The 25,711-nt window shown below is 69.9% G+C and carries 28 protein-coding genes and 1 tRNA gene; 24 read left to right on the top strand and 5 right to left on the bottom strand.

Features of this window, described 5'->3' with window-relative positions; genetic code table 11:
• Window positions 1–22: 22 nt before the first annotated feature.
• The 3 genes from plsX to D7Y11_RS09945 are packed head-to-tail and all read right to left on the bottom strand — an operon-like array spanning window position 23 to window position 1,951.
• A complete protein-coding gene (gene plsX / locus D7Y11_RS09955; protein ID WP_120576302.1) occupies window positions 23–1,084 on the bottom strand; it encodes a phosphate acyltransferase PlsX in 1,062 nt (353 codons plus the stop codon).
• A 20-nt stretch (window positions 1,085–1,104) separates the two neighbouring features.
• Entirely contained in the window at window positions 1,105–1,293 is a 189-nt protein-coding gene (rpmF, locus tag D7Y11_RS09950) for a 50S ribosomal protein L32 (RefSeq protein ID WP_014395447.1), read from the bottom strand.
• A 58-nt stretch (window positions 1,294–1,351) separates the two neighbouring features.
• Window positions 1,352–1,951 (bottom strand): DUF177 domain-containing protein, encoded by a 600-nt coding sequence (locus tag D7Y11_RS09945; RefSeq protein WP_120576303.1) that lies wholly within the window; start codon window positions 1,949–1,951, stop codon window positions 1,352–1,354.
• Window positions 1,952–2,079: 128 nt separating this feature from the next.
• On the opposite strand from D7Y11_RS09945, the gene D7Y11_RS09940 reads away from it, so the two are divergent.
• The 24 genes from D7Y11_RS09940 to D7Y11_RS09825 all read left to right on the top strand — a co-directional run bounded on the left by D7Y11_RS09940 (window position 2,080) and on the right by D7Y11_RS09825 (window position 24,679).
• Window positions 2,080–3,009: a hypothetical protein gene (locus tag D7Y11_RS09940; protein WP_120576304.1), complete on the top strand. Its 930-nt coding sequence runs from the start codon at window positions 2,080–2,082 to the stop codon at window positions 3,007–3,009.
• Window positions 3,006–3,494: a hypothetical protein gene (locus tag D7Y11_RS09935; protein ID WP_120576305.1), complete on the top strand. Its 489-nt coding sequence runs from the start codon at window positions 3,006–3,008 to the stop codon at window positions 3,492–3,494. The genes D7Y11_RS09940 and D7Y11_RS09935 overlap by 4 nt, the downstream gene beginning before the upstream one ends.
• A 128-nt stretch (window positions 3,495–3,622) precedes the next feature.
• Window positions 3,623–4,303, top strand: a complete 681-nt coding sequence (locus D7Y11_RS09930; RefSeq protein WP_120576306.1) for a winged helix-turn-helix domain-containing protein — start codon at window positions 3,623–3,625, stop codon at window positions 4,301–4,303.
• Window positions 4,304–4,310: 7 nt separating this feature from the next.
• The gene (locus D7Y11_RS09925) at window positions 4,311–5,672 is read left to right on the top strand and encodes a cell wall metabolism sensor histidine kinase WalK (protein WP_121752172.1); all 1,362 of its coding nucleotides are present in this window, start codon (window positions 4,311–4,313) and stop codon (window positions 5,670–5,672) included.
• 13 nt (window positions 5,673–5,685) lie between these two features.
• Window positions 5,686–6,636 carry a metallophosphoesterase gene (locus D7Y11_RS09920; protein WP_120576308.1) on the top strand — a complete coding sequence of 317 codons (951 nt, stop codon included), beginning with the start codon at window positions 5,686–5,688 and terminating at the stop codon, window positions 6,634–6,636.
• Window positions 6,637–6,816: 180 nt separating this feature from the next.
• Window positions 6,817–8,424, top strand: coding sequence for a S1C family serine protease (locus D7Y11_RS09915; protein WP_120576309.1), 1,608 nt, complete (start codon window positions 6,817–6,819; stop codon window positions 8,422–8,424).
• Window positions 8,425–8,665: 241 nt separating this feature from the next.
• Entirely contained in the window at window positions 8,666–10,432 is a 1,767-nt protein-coding gene (locus D7Y11_RS09910; RefSeq protein ID WP_126933561.1) for a chloride channel protein, read from the top strand.
• The gene (locus tag D7Y11_RS09905; protein ID WP_120576311.1) at window positions 10,433–10,687 is read left to right on the top strand and encodes a hypothetical protein; all 255 of its coding nucleotides are present in this window, start codon (window positions 10,433–10,435) and stop codon (window positions 10,685–10,687) included.
• 96 nt (window positions 10,688–10,783) lie between these two features.
• Window positions 10,784–11,647 carry a sulfite exporter TauE/SafE family protein gene (locus D7Y11_RS09900; RefSeq protein WP_120576312.1) on the top strand — a complete coding sequence of 288 codons (864 nt, stop codon included), beginning with the start codon at window positions 10,784–10,786 and terminating at the stop codon, window positions 11,645–11,647.
• Window positions 11,644–12,093: a DUF1634 domain-containing protein gene (locus tag D7Y11_RS09895; protein ID WP_126933560.1), complete on the top strand. Its 450-nt coding sequence runs from the start codon at window positions 11,644–11,646 to the stop codon at window positions 12,091–12,093. Before D7Y11_RS09900 ends, D7Y11_RS09895 begins: the two co-directional genes overlap by 4 nt.
• 65 nt (window positions 12,094–12,158) lie before the next feature.
• On the top strand, window positions 12,159–12,638 hold the full coding sequence (locus tag D7Y11_RS09890; RefSeq protein WP_121752174.1) for a histidine phosphatase family protein: 480 nt from the start codon (window positions 12,159–12,161) through the stop codon (window positions 12,636–12,638).
• Between the two features lie 172 nt (window positions 12,639–12,810).
• Entirely contained in the window at window positions 12,811–13,197 is a 387-nt protein-coding gene (locus D7Y11_RS09885) for a hypothetical protein (protein ID WP_126933559.1), read from the top strand.
• Between the two features lie 298 nt (window positions 13,198–13,495).
• On the top strand, window positions 13,496–14,185 hold the full coding sequence (locus D7Y11_RS09880; protein ID WP_120580417.1) for a response regulator: 690 nt from the start codon (window positions 13,496–13,498) through the stop codon (window positions 14,183–14,185).
• Between the two features lie 109 nt (window positions 14,186–14,294).
• Window positions 14,295–15,119 carry a phosphate ABC transporter substrate-binding protein gene (locus D7Y11_RS09875; RefSeq protein ID WP_121752176.1) on the top strand — a complete coding sequence of 275 codons (825 nt, stop codon included), beginning with the start codon at window positions 14,295–14,297 and terminating at the stop codon, window positions 15,117–15,119.
• Window positions 15,120–15,177: 58 nt separating this feature from the next.
• Window positions 15,178–16,173 carry a phosphate ABC transporter permease subunit PstC gene (pstC, locus tag D7Y11_RS09870; protein ID WP_169821295.1) on the top strand — a complete coding sequence of 332 codons (996 nt, stop codon included), beginning with the start codon at window positions 15,178–15,180 and terminating at the stop codon, window positions 16,171–16,173.
• Window positions 16,170–17,081: a phosphate ABC transporter permease PstA gene (gene pstA, locus D7Y11_RS09865; protein WP_121752177.1), complete on the top strand. Its 912-nt coding sequence runs from the start codon at window positions 16,170–16,172 to the stop codon at window positions 17,079–17,081. Before pstC ends, pstA begins: the two co-directional genes overlap by 4 nt.
• Before the next feature lie 46 nt (window positions 17,082–17,127).
• Window positions 17,128–17,871 carry a phosphate ABC transporter ATP-binding protein PstB gene (gene pstB / locus D7Y11_RS09860; RefSeq protein ID WP_120580415.1) on the top strand — a complete coding sequence of 248 codons (744 nt, stop codon included), beginning with the start codon at window positions 17,128–17,130 and terminating at the stop codon, window positions 17,869–17,871.
• A 29-nt stretch (window positions 17,872–17,900) separates the two neighbouring features.
• A complete protein-coding gene (gene phoU, locus D7Y11_RS09855; RefSeq protein ID WP_120567750.1) occupies window positions 17,901–18,584 on the top strand; it encodes a phosphate signaling complex protein PhoU in 684 nt (227 codons plus the stop codon).
• Window positions 18,585–18,671: 87 nt separating this feature from the next.
• Window positions 18,672–19,859, top strand: a complete 1,188-nt coding sequence (locus D7Y11_RS09850) for a ceramide glucosyltransferase (protein ID WP_120580409.1) — start codon at window positions 18,672–18,674, stop codon at window positions 19,857–19,859.
• 61 nt (window positions 19,860–19,920) lie between these two features.
• Window positions 19,921–20,772: a metallophosphoesterase gene (locus tag D7Y11_RS09845; protein ID WP_126933558.1), complete on the top strand. Its 852-nt coding sequence runs from the start codon at window positions 19,921–19,923 to the stop codon at window positions 20,770–20,772.
• A 95-nt stretch (window positions 20,773–20,867) separates the two neighbouring features.
• Window positions 20,868–21,251 (top strand): response regulator, encoded by a 384-nt coding sequence (locus D7Y11_RS09840; RefSeq protein ID WP_120567753.1) that lies wholly within the window; start codon window positions 20,868–20,870, stop codon window positions 21,249–21,251.
• A gap of 84 nt (window positions 21,252–21,335) precedes the next feature.
• A complete protein-coding gene (locus tag D7Y11_RS09835) occupies window positions 21,336–22,619 on the top strand; it encodes a hemolysin family protein (RefSeq protein WP_120580414.1) in 1,284 nt (427 codons plus the stop codon).
• Window positions 22,620–22,740: 121 nt separating this feature from the next.
• Complete coding sequence (locus D7Y11_RS09830; protein WP_120580406.1) at window positions 22,741–23,838, top strand: glycosyltransferase family 4 protein; 1,098 nt, start codon at window positions 22,741–22,743, stop codon at window positions 23,836–23,838.
• A 7-nt stretch (window positions 23,839–23,845) separates the two neighbouring features.
• Window positions 23,846–24,679 (top strand): DUF3626 domain-containing protein, encoded by an 834-nt coding sequence (locus tag D7Y11_RS09825; RefSeq protein WP_120580405.1) that lies wholly within the window; start codon window positions 23,846–23,848, stop codon window positions 24,677–24,679.
• Between the two features lie 39 nt (window positions 24,680–24,718).
• On the opposite strand, the gene D7Y11_RS09820 is transcribed toward D7Y11_RS09825, so the two are convergent.
• Complete coding sequence (locus D7Y11_RS09820) at window positions 24,719–25,243, bottom strand: hypothetical protein (RefSeq protein ID WP_120580404.1); 525 nt, start codon at window positions 25,241–25,243, stop codon at window positions 24,719–24,721.
• A 145-nt stretch (window positions 25,244–25,388) separates the two neighbouring features.
• Window positions 25,389–25,462 (bottom strand) — tRNA-Arg (locus tag D7Y11_RS09815).
• Between the last annotated feature and the right edge of the window lie 249 nt (window positions 25,463–25,711).

The raw sequence follows: 25,711 nt of genomic DNA, 5'->3' as shown, positions 1-25,711 counted from the left end.
TCCAACGCATGGCCGGCGCGCTCTAATCGGCCCCTTCGTCCCCGTCCGCCTTCCTTCCCCGCTGGTGGGGAGGAAGCCAGGCGGCGGCGTTGGCAATGCAGCGCGTCAGCTCTTCCTGCACGCCCGCGCGCACATGCTGCAGCGCGGTGACGAGCGCGTTGTGGATGGCGCGGGGAGAGGAGCGGCCGTGCGCGACGATGCCCACTCCCTGGAGGCCCAGGAGCGGCGCGCCGCCGTATTCGGCGTAGTCCATGACGCGGCGCAGCCCCAGCAGGGTGGGCTTGAGCAGGAGCGCGCCCAGCTTCTCCGGCAGGCCGCCGCGCTTCTCGATGGCGGAGCGCAGGAGTCCGGTGATGCCCATGCCCACGCCCTCGGAGGTCTTGAGGACGATGTTGCCGGTGAAGCCGTCCGTCACGACGACCTCCACGTCGCCGGAGAACAGGTCCTTGCCCTCCACGTAGCCCACGAACTCCAGGTCCGAGCGGCGCAGCAGCGCGCTGACGTCCCGCGTGAGCTGCGTGCCCTTGGATTCCTCTTCGCCGTTGGAGAGCACCGCCACCCGGGGACGCTTCACGCCCAGGCGGGTGCGCGAATAGGCCTCGCCGAGCACGGCGAACTGGGCCAGGTGCGAGGGACGGCAGTCCACGTTGGCGCCCGCGTCCAGCAGCAGGCAGCGGCCTTCGCCCTTCAAGGCCGGGAACAGGGCCGCGATGGCCGGACGCTCCACGCCGGGAATCCGGCCGAGCGTCAACATGCCACCGGCCATCACCGCGCCGGAGTTGCCCGCCGACACGAGGGCGGACGCCTCCCCTTGCCGGACGAGCTCGAAGCCCACCCGGAGCGAGGAGTCCCGCTTGCGCCGGAACGCGGCGGTCGCGGGGTCGTCCATCTCCACCACTTCGGACGCGTGGTGGAGGTGGATGTTGGGAGGCGAACCGGCGCGCTCCAGGACAGGGCGTACACGCGTGGCGTCCCCGACCAGCACGAGTTCGTGCCCGGGATACGCTCGCGCGAACAGCACGCCCCCGTCCACGACGGCGTCGGGGGCGTGGTCGCCACCCATCGCGTCGAGGACGAGCCGCACCGGCAGCCTTCCGCTTTCAACTACTCCGCGGCGGTCGCGATGACTTCACGGCCACCGTAGTTGCCACAGGCCGCGCAGGCGCGGTGCGGCATCACGGGCTCCTTGCACTTGGAGCACTTGATGACCTGCACGGGGGTCCGCAGGTTGTTGTTGCCGGCCCGACGACGGTCCCGGCGCATCTTCGACGTCCGCTTCTTGGGAACTCCCACGGCTCACCTCGGCATCGGACCCGTCCCCCCTCGCGACCTGCGAGGGGCATAGGGACCGTCAGTTCAGCTTGATGTTCTTCAGCGGCGACAGTCGAGGGTCCACGACCTTCGGCTCGCAGCCGCACTTCTTTTCATTGAGGTTCTGGCCGCACTGCGAGCAGAGCCCCTGGCAGTCTTCCCGACAGACCGCGCTCATCGGGAGCGCGAGCAATACCTGTTCCCGGAGGATCGGATCCAGATCGATCGTCTTCCCATCGAAAACCTGCTCGTCCGTGCCGTCCAGTTCGAAGGTGCCCCCGGATTCACCCTGGGTGCGTTCCTTCTTCTCCATGACCTTCTCGTCGTCGTCCTTGAAGTCGTCTCCCCGGGCCAGGGACTCCGGCACCAGGTTGATGATGAAGGACACGGGGAGGTCCAGCTTCACGTCCGCGAGGCAGCGCTTGCAGGGCGCGCCCAGGTGGACGGTGAAGTTGCCGTTCAGCAGCACGCCGCCGCTGAGCTTGCGCAGGGTGGCGTGGAGCGTGGACGGAGCGGTCGCCTGAAAGCCAGTGCCCTCACCGGACGACTGGCCCTCCAGGGCCTCCTTGAGGAGGCCAGGAGCGATGGGCTCGTCGAGCTTCAGCCCTGCTTCTTTGATTTGTTCAATCTTTACGACCATCTACAAGGCTTCCCGGCAAAAGGGCGCGCAACATAGAGGGACTCCCCCCTTCAGTCAACACGCCGGGTTGGACTCGCGAGCCGAGCCGCGTGGATCCACTCAACACCGCTCTGCTAGCTTTCCATCTGATGCGCAACCCCGCCCGAGGTTGGCGGGGCGCACTCTGTGTCTGGGGGCTCGGGCTGACGCTCGCCCTGCCAGCGCAGGCCCGTGCGCCCCTGCCCCCGTCTCCCCTCCTCTTCCAGTTGGGCCCCACGAGCCCCGCCATCGACTCCGCGAAGGAACTCCTGGAGGCCGGCCGCTTCCAGGAGGCCCTGGGCGTGGTGCAGGGCGGGCTGGATGCGCCCGACGTCACGGACGACGAGCTGGTGGAGCTCTACCGCCTGCAGGGGCTCACCGCCCTCTACCTGGGCGACGAGGCCCTGGCGCGCGGGGCGTACGAGAAGCTGCTCCAGGCCCGGCCGGACTTCGAGCTGCCCCGCTCCGCGCCGCCGAAGGTCCGCGGCCTCTTCGCGAAGCTGAAGGAGGACCTGCGCCACCGCCGCGTCCACCCCGTCACCCTGGAGGTGGACCCCATCCCGGACCCGGCGCCGGGAGACCGCGTGGAGGTGGACGCCGTCCTCCGGGACATGGCGCTGGGCGCGCGGGCCCGGCTGTTCTACCGGCGCGCCGGGGCGCAGGGCTTCTCGTCGGTGGACTTCGTGCGCGACCGCGCCCGGGCCGAGCACTACCTCGCCGTGCTGCCCGCGTATGAGCTGCCGGTGGAGTCCACGCCGTATGAAGTGGAGTACTACTTCGAGGTCGTGGACGCGGCGCAGCGCCGGCTCGCAGGACGCGGGGATCCGTTCCACCCCCTCCTCTTCCAGGTGGCGTCGAAGGCCGCACCCGCCGCGGCCCTGACGGAAGGGACGAGCCGCCCCTGGTACAAGAGCCCCTGGCTCTGGGTGGCCGTGGGCGCGGTGGCCATTGGCGGCACGGCCGGCGTGGTCGCCCTGTCCTCCTCCGAGGAGCGCGGCCGGGTGCCCATCACCATCCGCGTGGAGGACGCAGCACCATGAGACGCCCCACCCTGCTGATGCTGGCGCTGCTCGCCGGCTGCGGCCCGGACGCCACTTCGGAGGCCCTGCCCTTGGGCCTGGACATCACCTTGAGCCGCGCCGTCGCCAGCCAGGTGGGCGCGTACCAGGTGGCCGTGTTGAAGGACGGCACGAAGCGCAACTGCACGGAGCTGCAGCGCACCTGCCTGTCCTCCCAGGTGTCCTCCAGCGACCTGCTGGAGTTGAAGGACGCGGACGGCAACTCGGGGCGCACGCTGCGCTTCCCCTCGGCTCCCGGCGGCGCGGCCATGGGGCTTTCCGTGGACGTGCCGGTGGGCCGCGACTACGCGCTCGTCATCGAGGCGCTGACGGCCGACACGCCCACCCGCTTCCTGGGCAGCTCCTGCAACTACCTGCGCGTGGTGAACTCCGGCACCAACGCGACCCTGGTGGCGGCGCCCATCGAGCTGACCACGCAGTCCTGCGACCCGGTGTTTCCGCGCTGACGCCCGGTCCCAGGTCCCCTGGTGGGAGAGCGGGCATGGTGCATGGATGTCACATGGATGTCCCGGGCGCGCCGGAACGAATCTGTTACGGGACGCCACGCATTCCATCCCTTCGCGGGAGCACCTTCATGGCGCGCATCCTCATCATCGAGGACGAGCAGGACCTGGCCGGACTCGTCGACTACAACCTCCGCGCGGCGGGCTTCGAAACGGACACGGCGAACACCGGCGCGGGGGGGCTCGCCCGGGCGCGGGCCCATCCTCCGGACCTGGTGCTGTTGGACCTGATGCTGCCGGACGTGGCGGGCGGTGAAGTCTTGCGCATGCTCAAGAGCGACGCGGAGCTGAAGAAGGCCGCGGTCGTCATCGTCAGCGCCAAGGGCCAGGAAGCGGACCGCATCCAGGGACTGGAGCTGGGCGCGGACGACTACGTGGTGAAGCCCTTCTCCGTGCGCGAGCTGCTGCTGCGCGTGAAGGCCGTGCTGCGCCGCGCGGACGCGGAGGAAGGCCCCGCCGCGGAGCTGGTCGCGGGCGACATCAGCCTGGACACGTCGCGCCACCAGGTGCGGGTGAAGGGCGAGGAGGTCATCCTCACCGCGCTGGAGTTCCGCCTGCTGCGCACGCTCCTGGAGCGAAGCGACCGCGTGCAGACGCGCGAGGTGCTTCTGTCCGACGTCTGGGGCATCCAGGCCGAAATCCACACGCGCACCGTGGACACGCACATCAAGCGCCTGCGCGAGAAGCTGGGCCCCGCGGGCGACATCATCGAGACCGTACGCGGCGTGGGCTACAAGCTCAGCCCTCCGTGAGGCCGCCATGCCCCTGCGCTTCACGCTCCTGGCCCTGCTCGTCCCTCCCCTGCTGGTCTCGACGCTGCTCGTGCTCTTCGGGCACCCGGCGGGCGCGCTCGCCGCGGGGCTCGTCACGCTGGCGGGCTCCGCGCTGGCCCTGGGGACGAGCCGCGTGGCCATGGAGCGACAGCTTCGCGCGCTGACCCAGAAGACGCAGTCGCTGGCGGCGGGCATGGACGTGGCACCGCCCGCGGGCCTGGAGCGCACGGACGACCTGGCGCAGCTGGAAGACGCCATCGACACGCTGGACGACAAGCTGTCCATGCGCGCCGCCGCGCTCAACCAGGAGGCTCGCATCCTCACCGCCGTGCTGGACGGCATGGCGGAGGGGCTCTGGGTGACGGACGCGGAGGGCACCGTGGTACGCCACAACGACGCGCTCGCGGAGATGCTCCTGCCCGCGCACGGCGCCATCGTGGGCCAGCGGCCGCTCGCGCTCATCCGCAACGAGGCGCTCAACGACGCGGTGGCCCGCGCCTGCCATGAAGGCGCCTCCACGCGGCTGGAGCTGACGCTCGAGGGGCTCTACTCCCGCACCCTGGCCGTGCGCGTGACGCCCGTGGGGCGGGATTTGCCCGGCAGCTCCGCCGTCTTCCACGACGTCACGGACCTGCGCCGGCTGGAGAAGGTGCGCAAGGACTTCGTGGCCAACGTCTCCCACGAGCTGCGCACGCCCATCACCGCCATCCGAGGCTACGCGGAGACGCTCCAGGGCGGCGCGCTCCAGGACACCCAGGTGGCGCCCAAGATGGTGGAGATCATCCACCGCCAGTCCGAGCGCCTCTCCGAGCTGGTGGAGGACCTGCTGGAGCTCTCCCGCCTGGAGGCGCGCGAGATGACCTTCCAGCGCACGGAGGTCCCCCTGGCCCTGGCCGTCTCCCGCGCCGCAGAAGGCGTGCGCCCCAAGGCCGAGGGCAAGAACCAGCAAATCGGGTTGCACGTGCCGCCGGGGCTGGTGGCGATGGGGGATGGGCGGGCCATCGAGCAGGTGCTCCTCAACCTGCTCGACAACGCGGTGAAGTACACGCCTGCGGGCGGCAGGGTGGACGTGGACGGGGCGTACGAGGGCGGCCGGTGCGTCGTGCGCGTGCGCGACACAGGCGTGGGAATCGAGCCCAAGCATCTTTCCCGGATTTTCGAGCGATTCTACCGGGTGGACAAGGGCCGCAGCCGGGACATGGGGGGGACGGGACTGGGCCTTTCCATCGTGAAGCATCTGATGGGCGCGATGGATGGCGAGGTGAAGGTGGAGAGCCAGCCGAACGCGGGCAGTACCTTTGTCATTTTTCTACCCTCGGCGGCTGGCCCGACGGCTGCGACGGGCTAGGATGGGGGCGGCCATGCGGGTCGCCATCCTCGCGGACATTCACGGGAACCTTCCGGCCTGCGAGGCCGTGCTGGACGACATCACCAAATCGGTGGCGCCGGATTACATCGTCGCGGCCGGAGACCTGGCGCTGCGGGGCGCGCACCCGCGCGAGACGGTGGAGCTGCTCTTCAGCAAGTGCCACGCCCTCATCATGGGCAACACGGACGCGTACCTCGCCGGCAACTACCTGGGCGGCGCGTACCGCGAGCGCGACCACTGGAAGACGGAGCTGTTGCGCTGGACGCGCGACCAGCTGGGCGACACGCTGCTCCACCAGCTGGGACAGATGCCCTTCTCCCTGCGCTACACGCCGCGCAAGGGACAGGACCTGTTCATCTGCCACGCGAATCCCCGAAACCTGGAGGAGTCGCTGGACCCCACGCTGGACGACGTCGCGGTGCGTCGCTTCTTCACGCACCTGGACGCGGCCGCGTGCGCCTTCGGGCACCTGCACTTCCCCTACCGCCGGCGCGTGGGCCGGATGCTCATCGCGGACGTGGCCAGCGCCGGGATTCCTCGCGACGGCGACCTGCGCCCTGCCTACGGCGTCTTCACCTTCACCCCCAAGGGCTGGCGCGTGCAGATCCGCCGCGTGCGCTACCCGGTGCGCAAGGCCACCCAGGCCCTCACCGCGCGCCGCGTGCCCGGGGGGCCGCTGCTCATCCACAAGCTCGTGGAGGCAAGGTACCGCCACCACAACGCCCTGATGGAGGCCGCGCGGCGGCACTCGGGGCTGCCTCCTCCGGGGCCCGTGCTGCGTCCGCCCCCGGGGACCGGAGGTGCGCGCCCCGTGCTCGCCGCGCCCTTCGAGAACAACCCTCCGCCAGAGGTCGATCCGTCCACGCTGCCCCTGGACCTGGACGGCACGGTGACGGGCGCATCACCGCTTCCGCCCGACGCGCTCAACGACCTGGACGGGTGAGGCCCACGCCCACCGTGTGCGTCAGGACGGCCCGTCCGGGAATGGACAGGCGCGCCGTCACTTCTGACGGACAGCGGGCTTTTCGCAGCCCGAAATCCGCTTGGCCTCCCGCACGCACAGATGCACTCGGGCGCGCCGGGCCTTAGCAACACCTGAGGCGACGACAACGCGGGAGGGGCCATGGTCGGGTGGATGGTCGGACTGTCGGTGGTAGCGGTGTCCCTGACCGCTGCCGGAGCAGAGGCGCCCTCTACGACTCCGCCGCCCACGGAGGCGCCCGCGGAGGAGTCACCACCGCCCGCGCCATACTGCGAAGGCGAATACGCGGACAGCTACGCCGCTCTGTCCCCCAAGGCGCGGGCCTTCGAGCAGGCGATGAAGAAGAAGTACACGTACTGCGTGCGCAGCACCGCCGTGTACGAGTGCCTGTCCTACGGAGCGGAGGGCAACGTGCGCCGCACGCGCACGCCGGTGTCCGCGCACGGCACCGCGTTCGCTTACAAGCAGCAGGCCGGGGAGACGCTGCTGCTCACCAACGAGCACGTCGTGGAGTGGCCGGACGTCACCAGCGACGCGCGCCCGGTGGACGGCGTGCCTTCCGGCTGCAAGCGCGTGAAGGACGGCCTGAGCATCGTGGAGAACGAGGCGGACCACTACGACCGCGACGACGTTCCGTTGTCCAAGGCGGTGGTGGATCCGCAGCTGGACCTGGCCGTCATCAAGTCCAAGACGCCCCTGACGGTGATGCCGTGGAAGGTGGGCCGGAGCGCCGCCGTGCGCGAGCGCGACGTGGTGGACGTGCGCGGCTTCCCACTGGGCGTCTTCAACGCCACCAACATGGGCAAGGTCATCTCCGCCTACGACCGCGACGAGTACAAGGAGTGGTACCACGACGACTTCGTCATCGACGCGCTCCTGTCGCAGGGAAACTCGGGGTCGCCCGTGCTCGCCATCTCCTGCAAGACGGGCGAGTTCGAGCTGGTGGGCGTCTACCACGCGGGCTATTCGCGAGGCAGCGCGCTCAACGTGGTGGTGGGCATCGACCAGGCGCGCGACCTGATGAACAACCTGCGCCGCACGCCCAAGCGCGCCATGGAGGACACGACGCCGTTGGACGCGCTGGCCCGGGCCCGCGTGGCGAAGCGCGCGGAGGTGTCCGCCACGCCCTTCTTCCCCTTCGGCTCGCGCACCGCGGCGGTGTTCCCTCGCGCGGACGGCACCCTGCTCTTCGCGCTGTATGAACAGGACTTCCCGCGCCGCGTGCACCCGCTGCTCGTGATGGAGGACGTGCCCCTGGCCTCCGCGGACGAGGGCTTCGGGAAGGTGGGGCGCGTCTGGTTCGGCGGCGAGCGGGGCCTGCTGGAGCGCCCTCGTGCGGAGCAGGACGCGGAGCTGCAGCAGCAGCTGGCCCGGCTGCTGGATGCGCTGCGCCGGGACGCGACGCTCGCGTTCTCGTACCAGGACTCGCTGCCGGGCTCGGACGAATCCCGGCAGACCTTCGACACGTCGGCCCGGCTGGGCAAGACGCTGGAGCGCACCATCGTCGCGCACCGCGAGATGAGCGACGCCGCCGCGGAGCTGGCGGACCGCTTCGCGCCGGACATCACCGAGCCCGCGACGCGGACGGAGTCCGTGCTGAAGAACCCTCCGCCGCCCGGCATCCACCTGGGCCTCACGGGTGAACCGGAAGGCCAGCCCTCCACGGGCGCCCCGCCTCGGGACTCCGGTGCTCGCCAACCCGCGAAGAGCACGCAGGGAAAGGGAGCCAGGACTCCGTCGGGCAAGTAGTCCATCCGGAACGCGACAGCCCGCGCGAGGCATGCAGCGCTGCGCGGCAAGGACTCCGGCGGCCCGGTCACCCGTCCGGAACGCGACAGCCCGCGAAAAGCACGCAGCGGGACGTGGCCAGGACTCCGTCGGACCGGCAGTCCGTCCGGAGGACAGGCGGCCAGGCGGAAGCCTCCGGGAAATACCGTGCGGTCCCGGGAAGGCCCTTCCCTCCTCCGTACATTGGACAGGTGTGGAGGCCATGCCCGAACCCGCATCCGGAGCCGTACATCCCGACCTGAGGACGGGGGCACCCTCGCCCTGGCTGCGGCGGATCCTCCGGGGCCTGTTGGGACAGGAGCGGCGCTTCTGGGTGCTGGTGGTGGGCGTGGGCCTCATCTCCGGCCTGGGCGCGGTGGCGCTGCTCGCCGTGCTGCGCTTCACCCAGCACCTGTTCTGGCAGACCAACTCCGAGCACTTCCTGGAGGGCGCGCTCGCGTCGCCGGGCTGGCGCCGGTTCCTGGTGCCGGTGCTGGGCGGCGCGCTGGTGACGCTGGTGTCCCTGGTGGTGGGCCAGCCCCTGCGAGGCCACGGCACCGCGGGCATCATCGAGTCCATCTGGGTGAAGTCCGGCCGGCTGCCCTTCCCCCGCGCGCTGCTGCGCGGCTTCGTGTCCATCCTCGCGGTGGCGCTGGGGGCTCCACTGGGCCGCGAGGGCGCGCTCCTCCAGACGGGCGCGGCCAGTGGCTCCGCGATGTCCGGATGGCTGAAGTTGGGGCCGGGCCAGGCGCGCGTGCTGGTGGCGTGCGGCGCTTCGGCGGGCATCGCGTCCGCGTACAACGTCCCCATCGGCGCGGCCCTCTTCGGTCTGGAGGTGCTGCTGGGCAGCTTCGCGCTGGAGCTCTTCGGCCCCATCGTCGTGTCGTGCGTGGTGGCGACGCTCGTGTCGCGCACCCTCATCGCGGACCATCCCAGCTACGTCATCCCCCACTACGCCCTCACCCACCCGCGCGAACTGCTGCTCGCGCTCATCCTGGGCGTGCTCGTGGGCGGGGCCTCCGCGCTCTACGTGCGCGGCATCAACTTCACGTCGGACCTGCTGGACAAGCTGCCCTCGTGGCTCACCCCGTTCATGCCGCTGGTCGCGATGACGGTGGTGGGCGTCACCGCCATCGCGGGGCCGTACCTCATGGGCAACGGCTACGACTCCGTGAACATGGCGCTGCACGGGACGCTGCCCCTCACGCTGCTGCTCATCCTGCCCCTGGCGAAGCTGGCGGTGACGTCGCTGTGCGCGGGCGCGGGGGTGCCGGGCGGTCTCTTCACCCCGTCCCTCTTCTTCGGCGCGCTCCTGGGCGGCGCGTTCGGGATGATGGTGGAGCGGGCGCTTCCGGGCGGGGCGGCGCCCAGCGGGGCCTACGCGCTGCTCGGCATGGGCGCGGTGCTCGCGGGCACCACGCATGCGTCCGTGTCCGCGGTGCTGATGATCTTCGAGATGACCGGCGACTACGACCTCATCCTCCCGCTGATGCTCGCCGCGGTGGTGGCCGCCGTCGTCAGCCGCCGGCTGGAGCCGGAGTCGCTCTACACGTCCGTGCTCGCGAAGCGCGACGTGCGCGTGCCCGCCTCCGTGCCGCACTGGCTGCGGGAGGAAGGCGTGCGCTCGCTCCTGTCACCGGCCACGCAGCGGGTGCCTCCCTCCGCGCCCTTCGACGAGGTGGTGGTGCTGCTCCTGGAGCAGCCCGCGGGCGCGGACCTCTACGTCACCGACGCGGAGGGGCGCCTGTTGGGCGTCATCACCCTGGACGCGCTCAAGGGCCACCTGCCGGACCACTCGCTGCTCCAGGCCACCGTGGCCGCGGACGTGATGGACACCGGTGTGCAGCCCATCACCCCGGACCTGTCCCTGGCGGAGGTGGCCGCGCGGTTCGGCCACACGGAGTTGGACCGGCTGCCCGTGGTGGATGGACGCAGGCACCTGCTGGGTTCGCTCTCCAAGGGCGACCTGCTCAAGCGGGGGCGCTTCTAGATGGAGCTGGAGCCCCGCACGCGCGCGTGGAGCATCGTCGCCATGAGCTTGCTGTGCGTCGTGCTGGCGTGGGTGCTGCTGCGCACGCCACCGCACCCCGGTCAGCGCCTGGAGCCAACGGAACCCACGGAAGAACCCACCCGGGGCAATCCCTACCGGGGCTGGCCGCTCTTCCAGGGTTGGCAGATACCGCAGCCCCCGGACACGCCGCCGGCACACGACACGAAGCCGTCCAACGCGCCCCGGCAACGTTGAAGGACCACCGTCCCCTCACCCTTGGGGGGCGGTCCAGGGCGGGCAACCAGACGGGCTGCGCGTGAAGCGCTTGCATGCAGGAGGGCCAGGAGGAAGATGGCCACCGTCTTGGACGCCACTCCGTTCAACTTCGTCGCCATCGTGCTGTGCATCTCCATTGGAGCGGGCCTGATGGGTTCGCTGCTGGGCCTGGGCGGTGGCCTCATCCTCATCCCCGTCCTCACGCTCGTGCTCAAGGTGGACATCCGCTACGCGGTGGGAGCCTCCATCGTGTCCGTCATCGCCACGTCCAGCGGCGCGGCGGCGGCGTACGTGCGCGACGGGCTGGCCAACATGCGCGTGGCCATGTTCCTGGAGCTGGCCACCGTGGCGGGCGCCGTCACGGGCGCGATGCTCGCGGGCGTGGTGAGCGGGCGCGCGCTGTACTTCCTCTTCGGCGCGGTGATGGCCTATTCGGCGCTCGCGATGCTGCGCAAGCTGCGCGAGGACGGCAGACCCCGCGAAGAGCCGCCGCCGGATGCCCTCGCGGACCGGCTCGCGCTGCACGGCAGCTACTACGACGTGTCCACCGGCGGCGAGGTGGCGTACCGCGTGCACCGTCCGCTCGTGGGCCTGGGGCTCATGTACGTCGCGGGCACGGTGAGCGGGCTCCTGGGCATCGGCTCCGGCGCGCTGAAGGTGCCGGCCATGGACCTGGCCATGGGGCTGCCCATCAAGGTCTCCACCGCCACCAGCAACTTCATGATTGGCGTCACGGCGGCGGCCAGTGCGGGCATCTACTTCGCGCGAGGCGACATCGACCCGTTCATCGCCGGCCCCGTCTGCGTGGGCGTCACGCTGGGCGCGTTCGCGGGCTCGCGCTACCTCACGAAGCTCAAGAGCGGCTCCCTGCGCAGGCTCTTCGTGGCCGTCCTGCTGTGGGTGTCGTACGAGATGCTGTCCAAGGGAATCCACGGATGAGCTCGGCCACCGGCGAACCTCCGTCTCCTCCGGAGACCACCACCACCGCCGTCGCGCAGGACGAGGTGGTGCCGCTCACGCCGGAGCTGCTCATCAGCCAGCTGTTGCGCGGCGGCGTGCTGCTCAGCCTGTCGCTCGTCGCGTGCGGCATGGTGATGACCTTCTTCCGGCACCCGGACTACTTCTCGTCCCCGGACGCGCTCCAGCGCCTCACCTCGCCGGACGACGCGCCGCACCAACTGACGGACGTCTTCGAGGGCGTCATGGCCGTGCGCGGCCAGTCCTTCGTGATGGCCGGGCTCCTGGTGATGATCACCGTGCCCGTGCTGCGCGTGGCCCTGTCCCTGGGCATCTTCCGCGCGCAGAAGGACCGCGCCTTCGCCGCCATCACCACCGGCGTGCTCGCGCTGCTCCTGCTCGCCTTCCTGCTGGGCGGTGTGGAGTAGTCCACTCAGCAGTCCACCCGTTCGTCACATCCACGCGGGCGCGAAAAGCACTACAACGCGAGCCCATGGCCGAACGTGATCTGCCCATCCTCCTCGTGCGCCACGCCGTGGCCGAGGACTCCCACGCCCTGGGCGACGAGGCCCGCGCCCTCACCCCGCAGGGCCGCGCCGCCTTCCGTCAGCACGCGAAGAAGCTCGCGCGCCTCACGCCGCTCATGGGCATCATCACCAGCCCCCTGGTGCGCGCGGTGCAGACCGCGGAGCTGCTCGCGGACGCGCTCGGCCTGTCCCACGTGGAGGTCCACCCCGCGCTCGTCCCCATGAAGGGCGCGGCCCGCAACGTGCTCAAGCTGGCGCTCGACGTGGGCCCGGGCTGGGCGCTGGTGGGACACAACCCCTCGCTGGAGCGCGCCGCCGCGCTCGCGCTGGGCCATGCCTTGCCGGACAAGCTCCGCAAGGGCTGCGCGGTCGCCCTGCGGCCCGAGGGCCGCGAATTCACCCTGCAGTGGATGGCTGCGCCGGGGCGGCCCCTGCGGCGCCCGTGATCCACCCTCGCGGGCGACGAGGTGCTTTTCCGGGATTGGGGCGCATGCGGGAAGAGCCGTTGCGGTAGGATGCTCGCTTCGGCGACTCATGCATGCCCCCCAGGCCACAGCCCTCGCGGTTCCCGGTGCAAGACACGGCCTGGAGCGCGCGTGCGCGTCGGTCGTGGCACGCATGAGCAGTCTGCTGAAGCTGATGCTGATGGCAGGGGTCGTCGTCGGGCTCGGGTTGCTGCCCGGCGTGATGGCGCCCAACAAGCCCTTCACGCCCACCGTCCCGATGAGCCAGGGCCAGGGCAATCAGCGCCCCTTCGAGGAAGACCACCCCCGTGCCGACGTCGGCATCAAGGTCTTCGCGGAGAAGCACCGCCGTTCGGGCGGCCTGTTCATCGAACCGGTCCCCACCGAATGCGGCCTGGCCGCGTTCCTCGCCTCGCTCCAACCCGCGTTGCGCGGCGTGGCCCCCGTGGCCCCGCCTGACGCTCCGGATGAGCCAGGCATCGCGCTGCGCCGCAAACAGCTGCCGCGCCGCGGTGGCATGGACGAAGCCGCCGCCGTCTGACGTCCGCCGTCTCCCGCGCCTGAAGCCCATGAGCCGCGCGGCGTGGACGCCGTCATGCCGGTGGTGCCCAACGAAATGAATGGCGACGGCCACGGCGCGGATGCGCCAGGCCGCACGCCAAAGGTGGCCTCGCGCAGCCCAGGCGAGGACAAGTGGCGCGGACGGCCCCGTCCCCCTTCTCCTCGGGGTCCGTCCGCGCCCGTCGTATTCGCGCACACCCTTCCGTGACGGACGTGACGCACTTGTTGCCGGCGCGTCACGTAGGCGCGAAGCGATGCGCGCACAGTACGTGCCCGCCATGTCCCACGTACTCATCGTCGACGACGAGCGCGACCTAGCGGAGCTCATCGACTTCAACCTGCGCGGCGCGGGCTTCACCACCCGCGTGGCCTTCACCGGGGAGGCGGCGCTCACCGCCGCGCGCGAGCAGACCCCGGACGTGGTGCTGCTGGACCTGATGCTGCCGGACCTGTCCGGCATCGAGGTCTGCCGCCACCTGCGCGCCAACCCCCGCCTGCGTGACGTGCTCATCGTCATGCTCACCGCGAAGAGCGAGGAGGCGGACCGCATCCGAGGCTTCGAGGTCGGCGCGGACGACTACGTCGTCAAGCCCTTCTCCGTGCGCGAGCTGGTGCTGCGGCTCAAGGCCATCCTCCGGCGCTCGTCCTCGCCCCAGGAGGGCAACCCGCCCCTGGCGCTGGGCCCCCTGCGCCTGGACGTCACCCAGCACCGCTTCTTCGTGGAGGAGAAGGAGACGCCCCTCACCGCGCTGGAGTTCCGCCTGCTGGAGTACCTCATGGCCCGCCTGGGCCGGGTGCAGACCCGTGAACAGCTGCTGGAGCAGGTCTGGGGCCTGTCCAGCGCGCTGGAGACGCGCACCATCGACACGCACGTGATGCGCCTGCGCGACAAGCTGGGCCCTGCCCGTGCCCTCCTGGAGACGGTGCGCGGTGTTGGCTATCGCATCGTGGATCCGGCGGCCGGTTAGCCAGGCGCTCCCTGCCGTAACCCATTTGTCACACAAGGGCCGTCAAACGGCCACATCGGGTCCATAGATCGTCACGCGACCTCGACACCCTTCGAGGAGGAGACACCTCATGAAGAAGACTCTGCTCTCAAGCTTCGTCGCCTTCGGGCTTGCCGTCCTCCCGCTGACCGCCCAGGCAGGCACGGTGACGGTGAAGGGCTCGGACACCATGGTCATCCTCGCCCAGCGCTGGGCGGAGGCGTTCATGAAGAAGAACCCCGCCACGAAGATTCAAGTGACGGGCGGCGGCTCCGGCACGGGCCTGGCGGCCCTGCAGAACGGCACCACCGACATCGCCATGTCCAGCCGGGAGATCAAGGAGGCGGAGTCGGCGAAGATCCGCGCCCGCAACAAGACCGCGCCCACCGCTCTGTCCGTGGCCAAGGACGGCGTCACCTTCTACGTCAACGACACCAACAAGGTGGACGCGCTCAGCACGGAGCAGCTCAAGGCCATCTACCTGGGCGACACGACGAACTGGAAGGACGTGGGCGGACAGGACGCTCCCATCGTCCCGTACTCGCGTGAGAACTCCTCCGGCACCTACGTCTTCGTGAAGGACCATGTGCTGGGCGGCGAGGACTTCGCCCCGGAGGCGCAGACGCTCCCCGGCACGGCCGCGGTGGTCAACGCGGTGGCCAAGGAGAAGAACGGCATCGGCTACGGCGGCGCCGCGTACGGCAAGGGCATCAAGGAGCTGAAGGTGAAGAAGGGCAACGAGACCTTCGCCCCTAGCGCGGAGAACGTGAAGAGCGGCAAGTACCCGCTGTCGCGCGACCTGTTCTTCTACCTGGGCAAGGCGCCCGCGGGCGAAGTGAAGGCGTTCATCGACTTCGCGCTGTCCGCCGAGGGTCAGGCCATCGTCACCCAGGTCGGCTACTTCCCTGTGAAGTAGTTGGCGTCACGCGATTGTCACCCGGCGCGGGGTTCCCATGTTGGATAGACAGGCCGTCATGCAGGAGCAGGACCTCGCGCCCCCAGTGGCGCTGCCCATGCTGTCGCCCGCGGCACGCCGGCGCCAGCTGAAGGAGAAGGCCATCGCCGCGCTGATCACCGCGGTGGCCTTCACGGGCATCGCCGCGCTGGTGCTCATCCTCGTCTTCGTGGCGAAGGAGGCGCTGACGCTCGTCACCGACGCGGCGGCGCGCGAGGAGGCCAGCTTCTCCAAGATGTTCCTTCCCCAGATGGTGCGGAAGGGGAAGCCCCTGGGCTACGTGTGGCAGCCGGTGTCCGGCGTACCCAAGGTCAGCATGATTCCGCTCTTCATCGGCACGCTGAAGACGACGGCCGTGTCCATGCTGGTGGCCGTGCCCCTGGGCATCTTCGGCGCGCTGTTCGCCGCGGAGTTCGCCCCCCGCCGCCTGCGCGAAATCCTAAAACCCACCATCGAACTGCTCGCCGGCATCCCGTCCGTGGTGCTGGGCTTCTTCGCCCTGATGGTCATGGCCTCCTTCCTCCAGGAGACGTTCGGCTTCACGTCCCGGCTCAACGCCGTGGTGGCGGGCCTGGGCCTGGCGTTGGCCATCGTGCCGGTCATCTTCACGGTGACCGAGGACGCGCTCACCGCCGTGCCGCGCAGCTACCGGGAGGCTTCCCTGGCGCTGGGCGCCACGCCCTGGGAGACGGCCTGGAAGGTGGTGCTCCCCGCGGCGGCCCCCGGCATCCTCGCCGCGTGCGTGCTGGGCTTCGGGCGCGCCATCGGTGAGACGATGATCGTCCTCATGGCCTCCGGCAACGCCGCCATCGTGTCCTGGAACCTGGGGGACTCCGTGCGCTCGCTGTCCGCCACCATCGCCGCGGAGATGGGCGAGGTGGTGGTGGGCAGCCCGCACTACGCGCTGCTCTTCTTCATTGGCGTGGAGCTGTTCCTCTTCACCTTCGTGCTCAACATGCTCGCGGGGGTGTGGACGAAGAAGGTCATCCAGCGGCTCAAGGGAGGTGCGGGGTGAAGCACGCCACACGCAAGGTCGTGGGCCTGTCGCTCGTGTCCCTCACGGGGCTGGCCGCGTTCGTCATGGTGGCGATGCTCGCCCTCATCCTCCTGGACGTCGTCCGGGGCGGCTGGAGCCACGTCTCCTGGCAGTTCCTCTCCCAGGCGCCGTCGGACGGGATGATGGGCGGCGGCATCTTCCCCGCCCTCTTCGGCACCGCGGCGCTCACGCTGCTGATGACCCTGGCGGTGATGCCGGTGGGCGTGCTCACCGCGGTGTACCTGCATGAGTACGCCCGGCCCACCAGCTTCCTAGCCCGCGCGGTGCGCGTGGCGGTGGCGAACCTGGCGGGCGTGCCCTCCATCGTGTTCGGCCTCTTCGGCCTGGGCTTCTTCATCCTCTTCGTGGGCAAGGGCCTGGACCACGCGCTGGGCTACGAGGAGCTGCACTGGGCCCAGCCGGGCATCCTCTGGGCGTCGCTCACGCTGGCGGTGCTCACCCTGCCCGTCGTCATCGTGTCCACGGAAGAGGCGCTGCGCGCCGTGCCTCAGGAGCAGCGCACCGCGAGCCTGGCGCTGGGAGCCACCCAGTCGCAGACGCTGGCGCGGGTGGTGCTGCCGGGCGCGCTGCCGGGCATCCTCACCGGCGCGGTGCTGGCCGTCTCCCGCGGCGCGGGGGAAGTGGCCCCCATCCTCTTCACCGGCGCGGCGTACTTCCTGCCGGACCTGCCCACGAGCCTGAACTCTCAGTTCATGCACCTGGGCTACCACACCTACGTGCTGGCCACGCAGTCGCCGGACGTGGAGGCCACCCGCCCGCTGCTGTACGCGACGGTGCTGGTGCTGCTGCTCCTCACCTTCGCCCTGAACCTGGTCGCGGTCGTCATCCGCACGCGCACGCGCCGCAAGGCCGCTGCCGGACACTGACGCTCTTCATCCCATGCCCCTCTCCTCCGCCACGCCTCGCAACAAGATGGAAGCCCGCGAGCTCACCCTGCGCTACGGCAGCAAGGTGGCCATCAAGCAGGTGAGCCTGCCCATCCTCGAGCACAAGGTGACGGCGCTCATCGGCCCGTCCGGCTGCGGCAAGTCCACCTTCCTGCGCTCGCTCAACCGGATGAACGACCTCATCCCGGGCGCGAACCACGACGGCAGCGTGTTCCTGGACGGCCGCAGCATCCACGACCGCGCCCTGGACGTGGTGGACCTGCGCCGGCGGGTGGGCATGGTGTTCCAGAAGTCCAACCCCTTCCCCAAGTCCATCTTCGAGAACGTCGCCTACGGCCTGCGCGTGGGCGGGCTCAAGGACAAGGCGAAGCTCGCCGCCCGGGTGGAGAAGTCCCTGCGCGGCGCGGCGCTGTGGGACGAGGTGAAGGACCGGATGGAGGAAAGCGCCCTGGGCCTGTCCGGCGGTCAGCAGCAGCGCCTGTGCATCGCGCGCGCGCTGGCGGTGGAGCCGGAGGTGCTACTGATGGACGAGCCCGCGTCCGCGTTGGACCCCATCGCCACGGCGAAGATCGAAGAGCTCATCCACGAGCTCAAGGCCACGTACACCATCGCCATCGTGACCCACAACATGCAGCAGGCCGCGCGCGTGAGCGACCGGACGGCTTTCTTCTACATGGGAGAATTGGTGGAGTGCGGTCCCACGGAGCAGATCTTCACCAACCCCCACGAGAAGCGCACGGAGGACTACGTCACCGGGAAGTTCGGCTGAAGCCCTCCCGCGCGACGGAACAGGACGACATGGCGGCCACGCACACCGACAAGGCATTCGAGCAGGACCTGCGCAACCTGCGCGAGAAGCTGCTCGCCATGGGGGCCAAGGTGGAGGCCCTCATCTCCCAGAGCACCCGCGCCCTCACCGACCGCGACTCGGCGCTGGCGGAGCAGGTGGTCGGGGCGGACCGCGAGGTGAACCGGCTGGAGGTCGACATCGACGACCTGTGCCGCCGCATCCTCGCGCTGCGCCAGCCGGCCGCGTCCGATTTGCGCCTCATCACCACGGCGCTGAAGATCGTCACCGACCTGGAGCGCATTGGTGACCTGGCGGTGAACATCGCCGAGCGCGCCATGGACCTGAACCAGGCGCCGCCGCTGGCGCCATACGTGGACACGCCGAAGCTGGCGGAGCTGGCGCAGCAGCAGGTGAAGAAGGCGCTGGACGCGTTCGTGTCCGGGGACGCAGCCAAGGCGGAGGACGTCCTCAAGGGGGACGACCTGCTGGATGCCCTCTTCCTGAAAATCTTCAACGAGCTGCTGGCCTACATGATGGAGGACTCGCGCAACATCCGCCGGGCCACGGCGTTGATGTTCATCGCGAAGCACCTGGAGCGCATTGGCGACCACGCGCTCAACGTGGCGGAGATGGTCATCTACATGGTGCGTGGCAAGGACGTGCGCCACCCGCGCAGCCGCGACCTGGAGTAGGCGGCTTCACCGGCGTGTCACGGCGAGTTGGCCGTCCCGCCGTTCCGCCGCCCCGGTCCCGCCTTGTGGGACCTCTAGGGTGGCGACATGCTCATCGCATCCAGCCTCCTCCTGGCCGCGTCCGCAGTGGGCCTCGTCGCCCTCCTCCTCCAGGCGCTGTTCGTGCGCCGCCACCGCCGCACCGTCCCCGCCGGCCCCACGCACCGCCCCGGCCTGTCCATCCTCAAGCCGCTGTGCGGCGTGGATGACGACCTGGAGGCGAACCTCGCCTGCTTCGCGCGGCTGCCCTACCCCCACTACGAGGTGCTGCTGGGCGTGAAGGACGCTCGCGACCCCGCCTACGCGGTGGCTCGGGCCGCGCAGGCGAAGTGGCCCCACGTCATGCGCGTGGTGCTCCAGGAGGGCGAGCCCGGCCTCAACCCCAAGGTGAACCAGCTGGTGACGCTGTCGTCCGAGGCCCGGTTCGACTTGTGGGTGGTGAGCGACAGCAACACCCGCGTGGGGGACGGCTACCTGGAGGAGATCGCCGCTGGATTCGAGGACCCCACGGTGGGCTGCGTGACGCACCCTGTGGCGGGACTGGGTGAGAAGACCTTCGGTTCGCTCCTGGACAACCTGCACCTGTCCTCCAGCGCGGCGGCGGGGATGATCGCCGCGAAGCACGTGGCGGACCGGGACATCGTGGTGGGCAAGTCCATGGCGCTGCGCCGCGAGGACGTGGAGGCGCTGGGCGGCTTCTTCTCCGTGAAGGACGTGCTGGCGGAGGACTACGTCATTGGCCAGTGGGTGACGCGCAAGCTGGGCAAGCGCGTGGTGCTGGCGCACGCCCCTGTCTTCAACGTGTCCCTGCGCAAGAGCGTGGACGCCTTCTTCCAGCGCTACCTGCGCTGGAGCGTCATCCACCGCACAGCGGTATCGCCCTCGACGTACCTGGCGCAGGCGCTCCTCAACCCGGTTCCGCTCGCGGTGCTGGGCGCGTTGATCCACCCGTCCGCGCTCACGGGCCTGGCGGCGCTCGCGGTGGCGCTGGGCAAGGTCTGGGTGGACGTGGCGGTGTTCCGCTCGCTGCGGCCCCAGCCCGTTTCCTTGCGCGCGGCTCCCGCGGTGCTGGTGAAAGACGCGCTGCTCTTCGCCGCGTGGTGGCACGGCGCGTTCAGGCGCACGGTGGACTGGCGCGGCACGCGGTTGCGCGTGGTGTCAGGCACGCGCCTGGTGCCGATGCGTGCTCGTGGCACTCCCGCGACGGAGTGGATCCCCAGCAACGGGGTGGGGTGAACGACGCTGGCCCAACTTTTGACGAACCTTCGTACAGCAACCCTCGCCGCTCGAAGAATCGATGCCTATCTCCTTCAACATGCCCTCCCTGAAGCTGGCGCATCTTTCGGATCTTCACCTGGACATGAGCCGCGAGAGCGATGCCTCCGCGTCCTCATTGGTGAAGGCCCTGACAGCGCAGGAAGTGGATCACGTGGTGGTGACGGGAGACCTCACGCACCGCGGATCCCACGCCGAGTTCCAGCGCTTCCGTGAACACTTCTCTCCCTGGATGGAGACCGGACGCCTCACCTTCATCCCCGGCAACCATGACCGGCCCGGCGAGGATGTGGGCAGCGTCTTCATGGAGGGTCGCAAGGTCCACACGGTGGAGAAGGCGGGCCTCTTCCTGGTCTGCGTGGACTCCACCGGTGAACACAACCGCAACTATTTCCACAGCCACGGCGAACTGACGGAAGGCGTCGTGGACGAAGTGGACCGCGCGCTGGAGCAGGCGCCGAAGGACACGCTGGTCGCGGTGCTGCTGCACCACCACGTGATGCCGCTGCCGCTGGAGAGCTTCCCGGAGTGGATCGCCACGAAGTTCGGATTGCCCCACGCGTCGGAGCTCGCGTTGGGAAGCCGACTGCTGGAGCGCGTGGGCGGCCGTGCCGACCTGGTGCTGCACGGCCACCGGCACATCCCCAGCGAGGCGGACCTGGGCACCCCGGGCGAGCGCTCCTTGCGCGTCTACAACTCCGGCAGCAGCACGGACCTGGGCCGCTTCCGCGTCTTCAGCCACATCGCCGGCCGGATGGTGGGTGAGCCCGCGTGGTGCCAGGCGTCGGAGCCCGCGAAGCCGCGCACGGCGGTCCACAACGTCAGGCCCGCCCTCCAGTACCTGGTGGGCCAGTTGGGCATGGCGCTGTTCTAGGGCCTGCCCGGCTGCCTGCTGGAGGCTGTCCCTGAGTACAAGTGTCGCGAATGCCAGCGGGGCCCCGGAAGGTTCTCCTCAGGTCAGGAGGATGCTTGGGGCGACTCGCGCTGGATGATGGGGCTCGGAAGGTCCTGGTCGTGGATGACGATGCGGACTGGAGGGAGTTCCTCCGGGTGAGCCTGGAGGACCTCGGTTATGAGACCACCGAGGCAGCGGACGGACAGGAGGCGCTCGACTCGCTGCGGCGGGGCGAGCGCTTCGGCGTCATGCTGCTGGACCTGAACATGCCGGGGATGAGTGGCCTGGAGGTGGTGGAGAAGCTTCCACGCGCGTCCACCAACCCGCGCATCGTCTTCCTCACCTCCGCGGCGGCGCAGGATGTGGGCAGCGCACTCATGTCCGGTCCCCACTACTACCTGCCCAAGGGAGCGAGTCGCGACCAATTGTCGCTCCTCCTGCAATCGCTGGGGGTGTAGGACTGGAGGCGTCACCCGCCGCCACGTGGCGAGGTGGATCCAGCCAGGAGGGCCGCCATCGTCACGGAGCTCGTCATCATCCTCTTGCTGGTCCTGGCCAACGGCGTCTTCGCGGGCGCCGAGCTGGGCCTGCTGTCCGTGCGCAAGACGCGGCTGAAGGAGCTGCTGGAGCAGGGCAGCAAGTCCGCGAAGGCCGTCGCGGCGCTGCGGGATGATCCGGAGCGGCTGCTGGCCACGGTGCAGATTGGCATCACGGTGATTGGCTCCACGGCGGCGGCCTTCGGCGGCGCGAGCATCGCGCACCGGCTGTCGGGGGTGCTGGCCGGGCTGGGTGTGCCGGAGGCCACGGCGAGCCAGGTCGCGTTCGCGCTGGTGGTCGCGCTGGTGTCGTACCTGTCGCTGGTGCTGGGAGAGCTGGTGCCCAAGTCCCTGGCGCTGCGCTACTCCGAGCAGTACGCGCTGACGCTGGGCCGGCCCCTCAAGGCGTTGGCGTGGGTGATGCGGCCCCTGGTGTGGTTCCTCACCGCGAGCTCCAACGTGGTGCTGAAGCTCTTCGGGGACAAGACGAACTTCTCCGAGTCGCGCCTGTCGCCTGACGAGTTGCTGCAGCTGGTGGAGGAGGCGTCGAAGCAGGGCACGTTGGATCCGCGCGCGGGGGAGATTGCGTCGCGGGCCTTCGCGCTGGGGGATTTGACGCTGGGCGAGGTGATGGTGACGCGCGAGCACATCATCTCGTTGCGCCGGCACGCGAGCAACGAGGAGATCCGCCAGGTGCTGCTGGAGCACGGGCACTCGCGGATGCCGGTGTACGAGGGCACGCTGGACAACGTGGTGGGCTACATCGTGGCCAAGGACCTGCTGGGCGTGGCCTGGGAGGGGCACCTCATCGTCATGGAGGACGTGCTGCGCCCGCCGCTGTTCCTGGTGGAGTCCATGCGCGCCATCGCTGCGATGAAGGAGCTGCAGCGCCGGCGGATGCAGCTGGCGGTGGTGGTGGACGAGCACGGAGGCGTGGTGGGGCTGGTGACGGTGGAGGACCTGGTGGAGGAGCTGGTGGGGGACATCCTCAGCGAGTCCGAGACGCCGGAGGAGCTGGTGCGGCGCGAGGGCCCCACCGTCGCGGTGGTGCAGGGCGAGGCGAGCCTGCGCGTGGTGAACCGCGCGCTGGAGCTGGAGCTGGAGGAGAGCGAGGACTACTCCACCGTCGCGGGCCTGTGCATCGCGCTCGCGGGAGGCGCCATCCCGGAGCCGGGCACGAAGCTGCCCATGCCGGACGGCACGGTGCTGGAGGTGATGGAGGCGTCACCGCGCCGCGTGCGCCAGGTGCGCTTCCACCTGCCGGAACAGCCCGCGCAGCCGGAGGCGTGACGGCGGTCCCTCCCCTTCGTGCGAATCCGGACGGGTGCCCCGGGGTGCCGTTGGTGATACCGCACCGGGCACCTATATGCCCGGGAGGGACACCCTGGCCCTGGGGAGGCGCGCGCAGCGGATGCAGTCCTCAGCTCCACGCATCGCGTTCGTCATCGAGACGACGCTCGGCAACGCGGTGTTCCTGGACAACCTCAAGCGGGCGATGGCGCGCCGCGACGACATCGTGCCGGTGTGGCTGCCCATCGACGAGCACGCGGATGACGTCTGGGAGCAGCTGCCGCTGGTGCGCTCGCGGCTGTCGGTGCGCGGAGGGCTGCGCGCCCGGAGTGCGCTGAACCGGGCCTGCGCCACGGAGCCGGTGCGGGCCGCGGTGGTGCACACGCAGCGGATGGCGCACCTGTCGCACGACTTCATGCGCCGCGTGCCGAGCGTCATCTCCACGGATGCGACGCCGAGCGGGCTGGAGGAATACCTGCGCTATTACGGCCTGCGCACGCAGCACGCGGGCTGGATGGGCCGGGCGAAGAACGTGTTGCACCGGCGCACGTACGCCATCGCGAAGGGGCTGCTGTCCTTCTCCGAGTTCACCAAGCGCTCCCTGGTGGAGGAGTACGGCGTGCCCGACACGAGCGTGCATGTCGTCTGGCCCAGCGTGGACACGACGCTGTGGCGGCCCGCGCCGGAGAAGAAGCGCCGGGACGGAGTCGTGCGGCTGCTCTTCGTGGGAGGAGACCTGGGGCGCAAGGGCGGCCAGCTGCTCTTGCGCTGGGCGCGCGATACGCGGCGGAAGGGCTGGCACCTGGACATGGTGACGTCCACGCCCTTCGAGGCGCCGCCGGGGGTGCGCGTGCACGTGGGCCTACAGCCGAACTCGCCGGAGCTGATTGGCCTGGCGCAGGCGGCGGACCTCTTCGTGCTGCCGACGATGGCGGACATGTCGTCGTGGGCCATCGCGGAGGCGAAGGCCGCGGGCCTGGCGGTGGTGTCGACGCCCGCGGGCGGCGTGGGTGAGCTGGTGCGTGACGGCGTGGACGGGCGCATCGTGCCAGCGGGGGACTACACGGCGCTGGCGCACATGTTGGACGCGCTGGTGCAGCGCCCGGCTACACTGGAGGCCATGGGACTGGAGGCCCGCCGCATGGCCGAGGCACACATGGACCTGGACACGACGTGTTCGCGGATGCTCGCGTTCATCCGTCAGGTGACGGGCGTCTGAGCGGGACATGCGCTCGCGCCATCCCGCCCTGGAGCATGTGCACCCGCAGGCCCGGGGCGGTCCCATGGATCGCCAGCTCCGGGTCACCCTGCACTTCCATCCGGATGCACTCTTCGAGGGAGGCGGCATCCTGACCGCGATGCGGCGTGACGGCCGGTACCGCTCCCAGTTCGAGACGCGCACGAGCAACGGCGGACTCACGGCGTTTCCCGACGGAGCCCGCTGGCGGTGGGAGAGCCGTCTCTTCAATGGCTTCTATGATGCGCGCCACGGCAGCGAGCGCCCCAAGTACGGCTCACTGAACTTCCGCGGAGAGGCCCATGGGGGCTCACCCCGCTTCGGCTCCAGCTACTTCCGGCTGACGGAGGCAGCGCTGGACCGCTCCAGCTTCTGCTTCCCGGACAGCGTCTTCGAGCCCACGTCCTTCGGGACCTCCGAGCGGATGGCGCTGATTGGCCTGGCGGAGGCCACGCCCTTCGAGGATCCGCTGGACTGGTACGTCGAGGCCCACGTCCATGGCGACCTCCGGATTCCAGAGGACATCGAGGCCCTGGTGCTCGACCCCAGCTACGAGGGAACCCCCATTGAGGACGAAGCGCGCGCGTTGGGCGTTTGCGTGGAATGGCATCCGGGCTACGCCGTCACGCTGAACGAGCTGCGGCCTCACGCGAGCTACCGGGGTGACGACATCCTCCGGCTCGCGGAGCAGCTCGCGGACGATGAACGCCTCACGCCGTTCATCCTGGGCCGGGCACGTGCGGACGCGTCGGTGGAGCCGCAGCAACTCAAGAAGGTCTGGCACTGCCTGGCCCGCTTCGGCCGGAGCTGGGGCATTCGATAAGGGGAGGACCCTGCGCCACCAGCGCGAGCAACGGCGGGCTCACGGTTTCGCCGCGAGGGTGCGGGCGAAGTCCGGCTCCAGGCGCTGGAGCAGTTGCCACTCCAGGTCGCGGTCGCGGTCCGCGGGGACGAGCCGCGAGCCCTGGATGCCATCCGGCTGGTATTCCAGGTGCTGATCCGCCTGGCCGGGCCGGCTGGGGACGACCGCGACGGATCGCTCGTTGCGGAAGTACCGGAGGGTGCATTGACCGGAGCCGCGCTCGGTGCCAACCACGAAGAAGGTCGCGTAGTGGGTCCCCAGCGAGGAGGGCGGAGTGATCTGCGCCCATTCCGTCCGGGCTTCGTAGCGGGTGGGATCCGCGATGACCGAGAAGCCTTTGTCCTTGAGCAGGGCAAGGGCCGTGGGCCACACGTCCGCGAGCTGCTTGCGATACACGTGTTCGCGGACCTCATCCTCCAGCGCGACCTGCTGGCGTTGGGCCGCGCAGCCCATGCCCATCAAGAGCAGGACCGGGAGGGTCAGCAGGCAGACTGCGCGGGGCGACGACGTCTTCCGAGGGTTCATGAGTCCGTCTCCAGGTGGGCTGAGGCAACGCCATCCCCTGGAACGTCCAAGCCCCGCCGGCATACCGCCGCGAGCAGCGCACGCCCCAAAAGCAAAGGCCCGGAATCCCTGGGATTTCCCCAGTGATTCCGGGCCCTTACATCTGCGCGCGATGCAGGATTCGAACCTGCGGCCTTTGGCTCCGGAGGCCAACGCTCTATCCAGCTGAGCTAATCGCGCAGAACCGCTTTCCGGTGTCGGAGGAGTAACCGAAGTCCCCAGACGACGCAAGCACGCAATCCTGACAGGCCGTGGCTGTCAGCCCAGCCTGATGGCTCCTGCACAGAGGCGGCGCGCCCCCATCCGTCCCTTCAGCATGATGGACTAGACCCGGGGACATGAACCGCGCTCCCCTGCTATCCGCTTGTCTCCTCGCCGCCTGCCTGGCCTGCACGGAGTCACCCCAGACGCCCGTGGCGTCCCCCGCCC

This window comes from Corallococcus sp. AB018 (assembly GCF_003986945.1).
GTDB classification, from domain to species: domain Bacteria; phylum Myxococcota; class Myxococcia; order Myxococcales; family Myxococcaceae; genus Corallococcus; species Corallococcus exiguus.
This window is presented reverse-complemented; position numbering and strand designations above follow the sequence as displayed.

Bases quoted from the DNA above. Each gene is read 5' to 3' on its own strand.
- D7Y11_RS09890 (WP_121752174.1), top strand. From the start codon at position 12,159: ATGGCCGAACGTGATCTGCCCATCCTCCTCGTGCGCCACGCCGTGGCC.
- D7Y11_RS09920 (WP_120576308.1), top strand. From the start codon at position 5,686: ATGCGGGTCGCCATCCTCGCGGACATTCACGGGAACCTTCCGGCCTGC.
- pstB (WP_120580415.1), top strand. From the start codon at position 17,128: ATGGAAGCCCGCGAGCTCACCCTGCGCTACGGCAGCAAGGTGGCCATC.
- D7Y11_RS09895 (WP_126933560.1), top strand. From the start codon at position 11,644: ATGAGCTCGGCCACCGGCGAACCTCCGTCTCCTCCGGAGACCACCACC.
- D7Y11_RS09880 (WP_120580417.1), top strand. From the start codon at position 13,496: ATGTCCCACGTACTCATCGTCGACGACGAGCGCGACCTAGCGGAGCTC.
- D7Y11_RS09825 (WP_120580405.1), top strand. From the start codon at position 23,846: ATGCGCTCGCGCCATCCCGCCCTGGAGCATGTGCACCCGCAGGCCCGG.
- D7Y11_RS09830 (WP_120580406.1), top strand. From the start codon at position 22,741: ATGCAGTCCTCAGCTCCACGCATCGCGTTCGTCATCGAGACGACGCTC.
- D7Y11_RS09915 (WP_120576309.1), top strand. From the start codon at position 6,817: ATGGTCGGGTGGATGGTCGGACTGTCGGTGGTAGCGGTGTCCCTGACC.
- phoU (WP_120567750.1), top strand. From the start codon at position 17,901: ATGGCGGCCACGCACACCGACAAGGCATTCGAGCAGGACCTGCGCAAC.
- D7Y11_RS09935 (WP_120576305.1), top strand. From the start codon at position 3,006: ATGAGACGCCCCACCCTGCTGATGCTGGCGCTGCTCGCCGGCTGCGGC.
- D7Y11_RS09900 (WP_120576312.1), top strand. From the start codon at position 10,784: ATGGCCACCGTCTTGGACGCCACTCCGTTCAACTTCGTCGCCATCGTG.
- D7Y11_RS09845 (WP_126933558.1), top strand. From the start codon at position 19,921: ATGCCTATCTCCTTCAACATGCCCTCCCTGAAGCTGGCGCATCTTTCG.
- D7Y11_RS09820 (WP_120580404.1), bottom strand. From the start codon at position 25,243: ATGAACCCTCGGAAGACGTCGTCGCCCCGCGCAGTCTGCCTGCTGACC.
- D7Y11_RS09910 (WP_126933561.1), top strand. From the start codon at position 8,666: ATGCCCGAACCCGCATCCGGAGCCGTACATCCCGACCTGAGGACGGGG.
- D7Y11_RS09905 (WP_120576311.1), top strand. From the start codon at position 10,433: ATGGAGCTGGAGCCCCGCACGCGCGCGTGGAGCATCGTCGCCATGAGC.
- D7Y11_RS09850 (WP_120580409.1), top strand. From the start codon at position 18,672: ATGCTCATCGCATCCAGCCTCCTCCTGGCCGCGTCCGCAGTGGGCCTC.
- D7Y11_RS09925 (WP_121752172.1), top strand. From the start codon at position 4,311: ATGCCCCTGCGCTTCACGCTCCTGGCCCTGCTCGTCCCTCCCCTGCTG.
- D7Y11_RS09945 (WP_120576303.1), bottom strand. From the start codon at position 1,951: ATGGTCGTAAAGATTGAACAAATCAAAGAAGCAGGGCTGAAGCTCGAC.
- D7Y11_RS09885 (WP_126933559.1), top strand. From the start codon at position 12,811: ATGAGCAGTCTGCTGAAGCTGATGCTGATGGCAGGGGTCGTCGTCGGG.
- D7Y11_RS09875 (WP_121752176.1), top strand. From the start codon at position 14,295: ATGAAGAAGACTCTGCTCTCAAGCTTCGTCGCCTTCGGGCTTGCCGTC.
- D7Y11_RS09930 (WP_120576306.1), top strand. From the start codon at position 3,623: ATGGCGCGCATCCTCATCATCGAGGACGAGCAGGACCTGGCCGGACTC.
- D7Y11_RS09940 (WP_120576304.1), top strand. From the start codon at position 2,080: ATGCGCAACCCCGCCCGAGGTTGGCGGGGCGCACTCTGTGTCTGGGGG.
- pstC (WP_169821295.1), top strand. From the start codon at position 15,178: ATGCAGGAGCAGGACCTCGCGCCCCCAGTGGCGCTGCCCATGCTGTCG.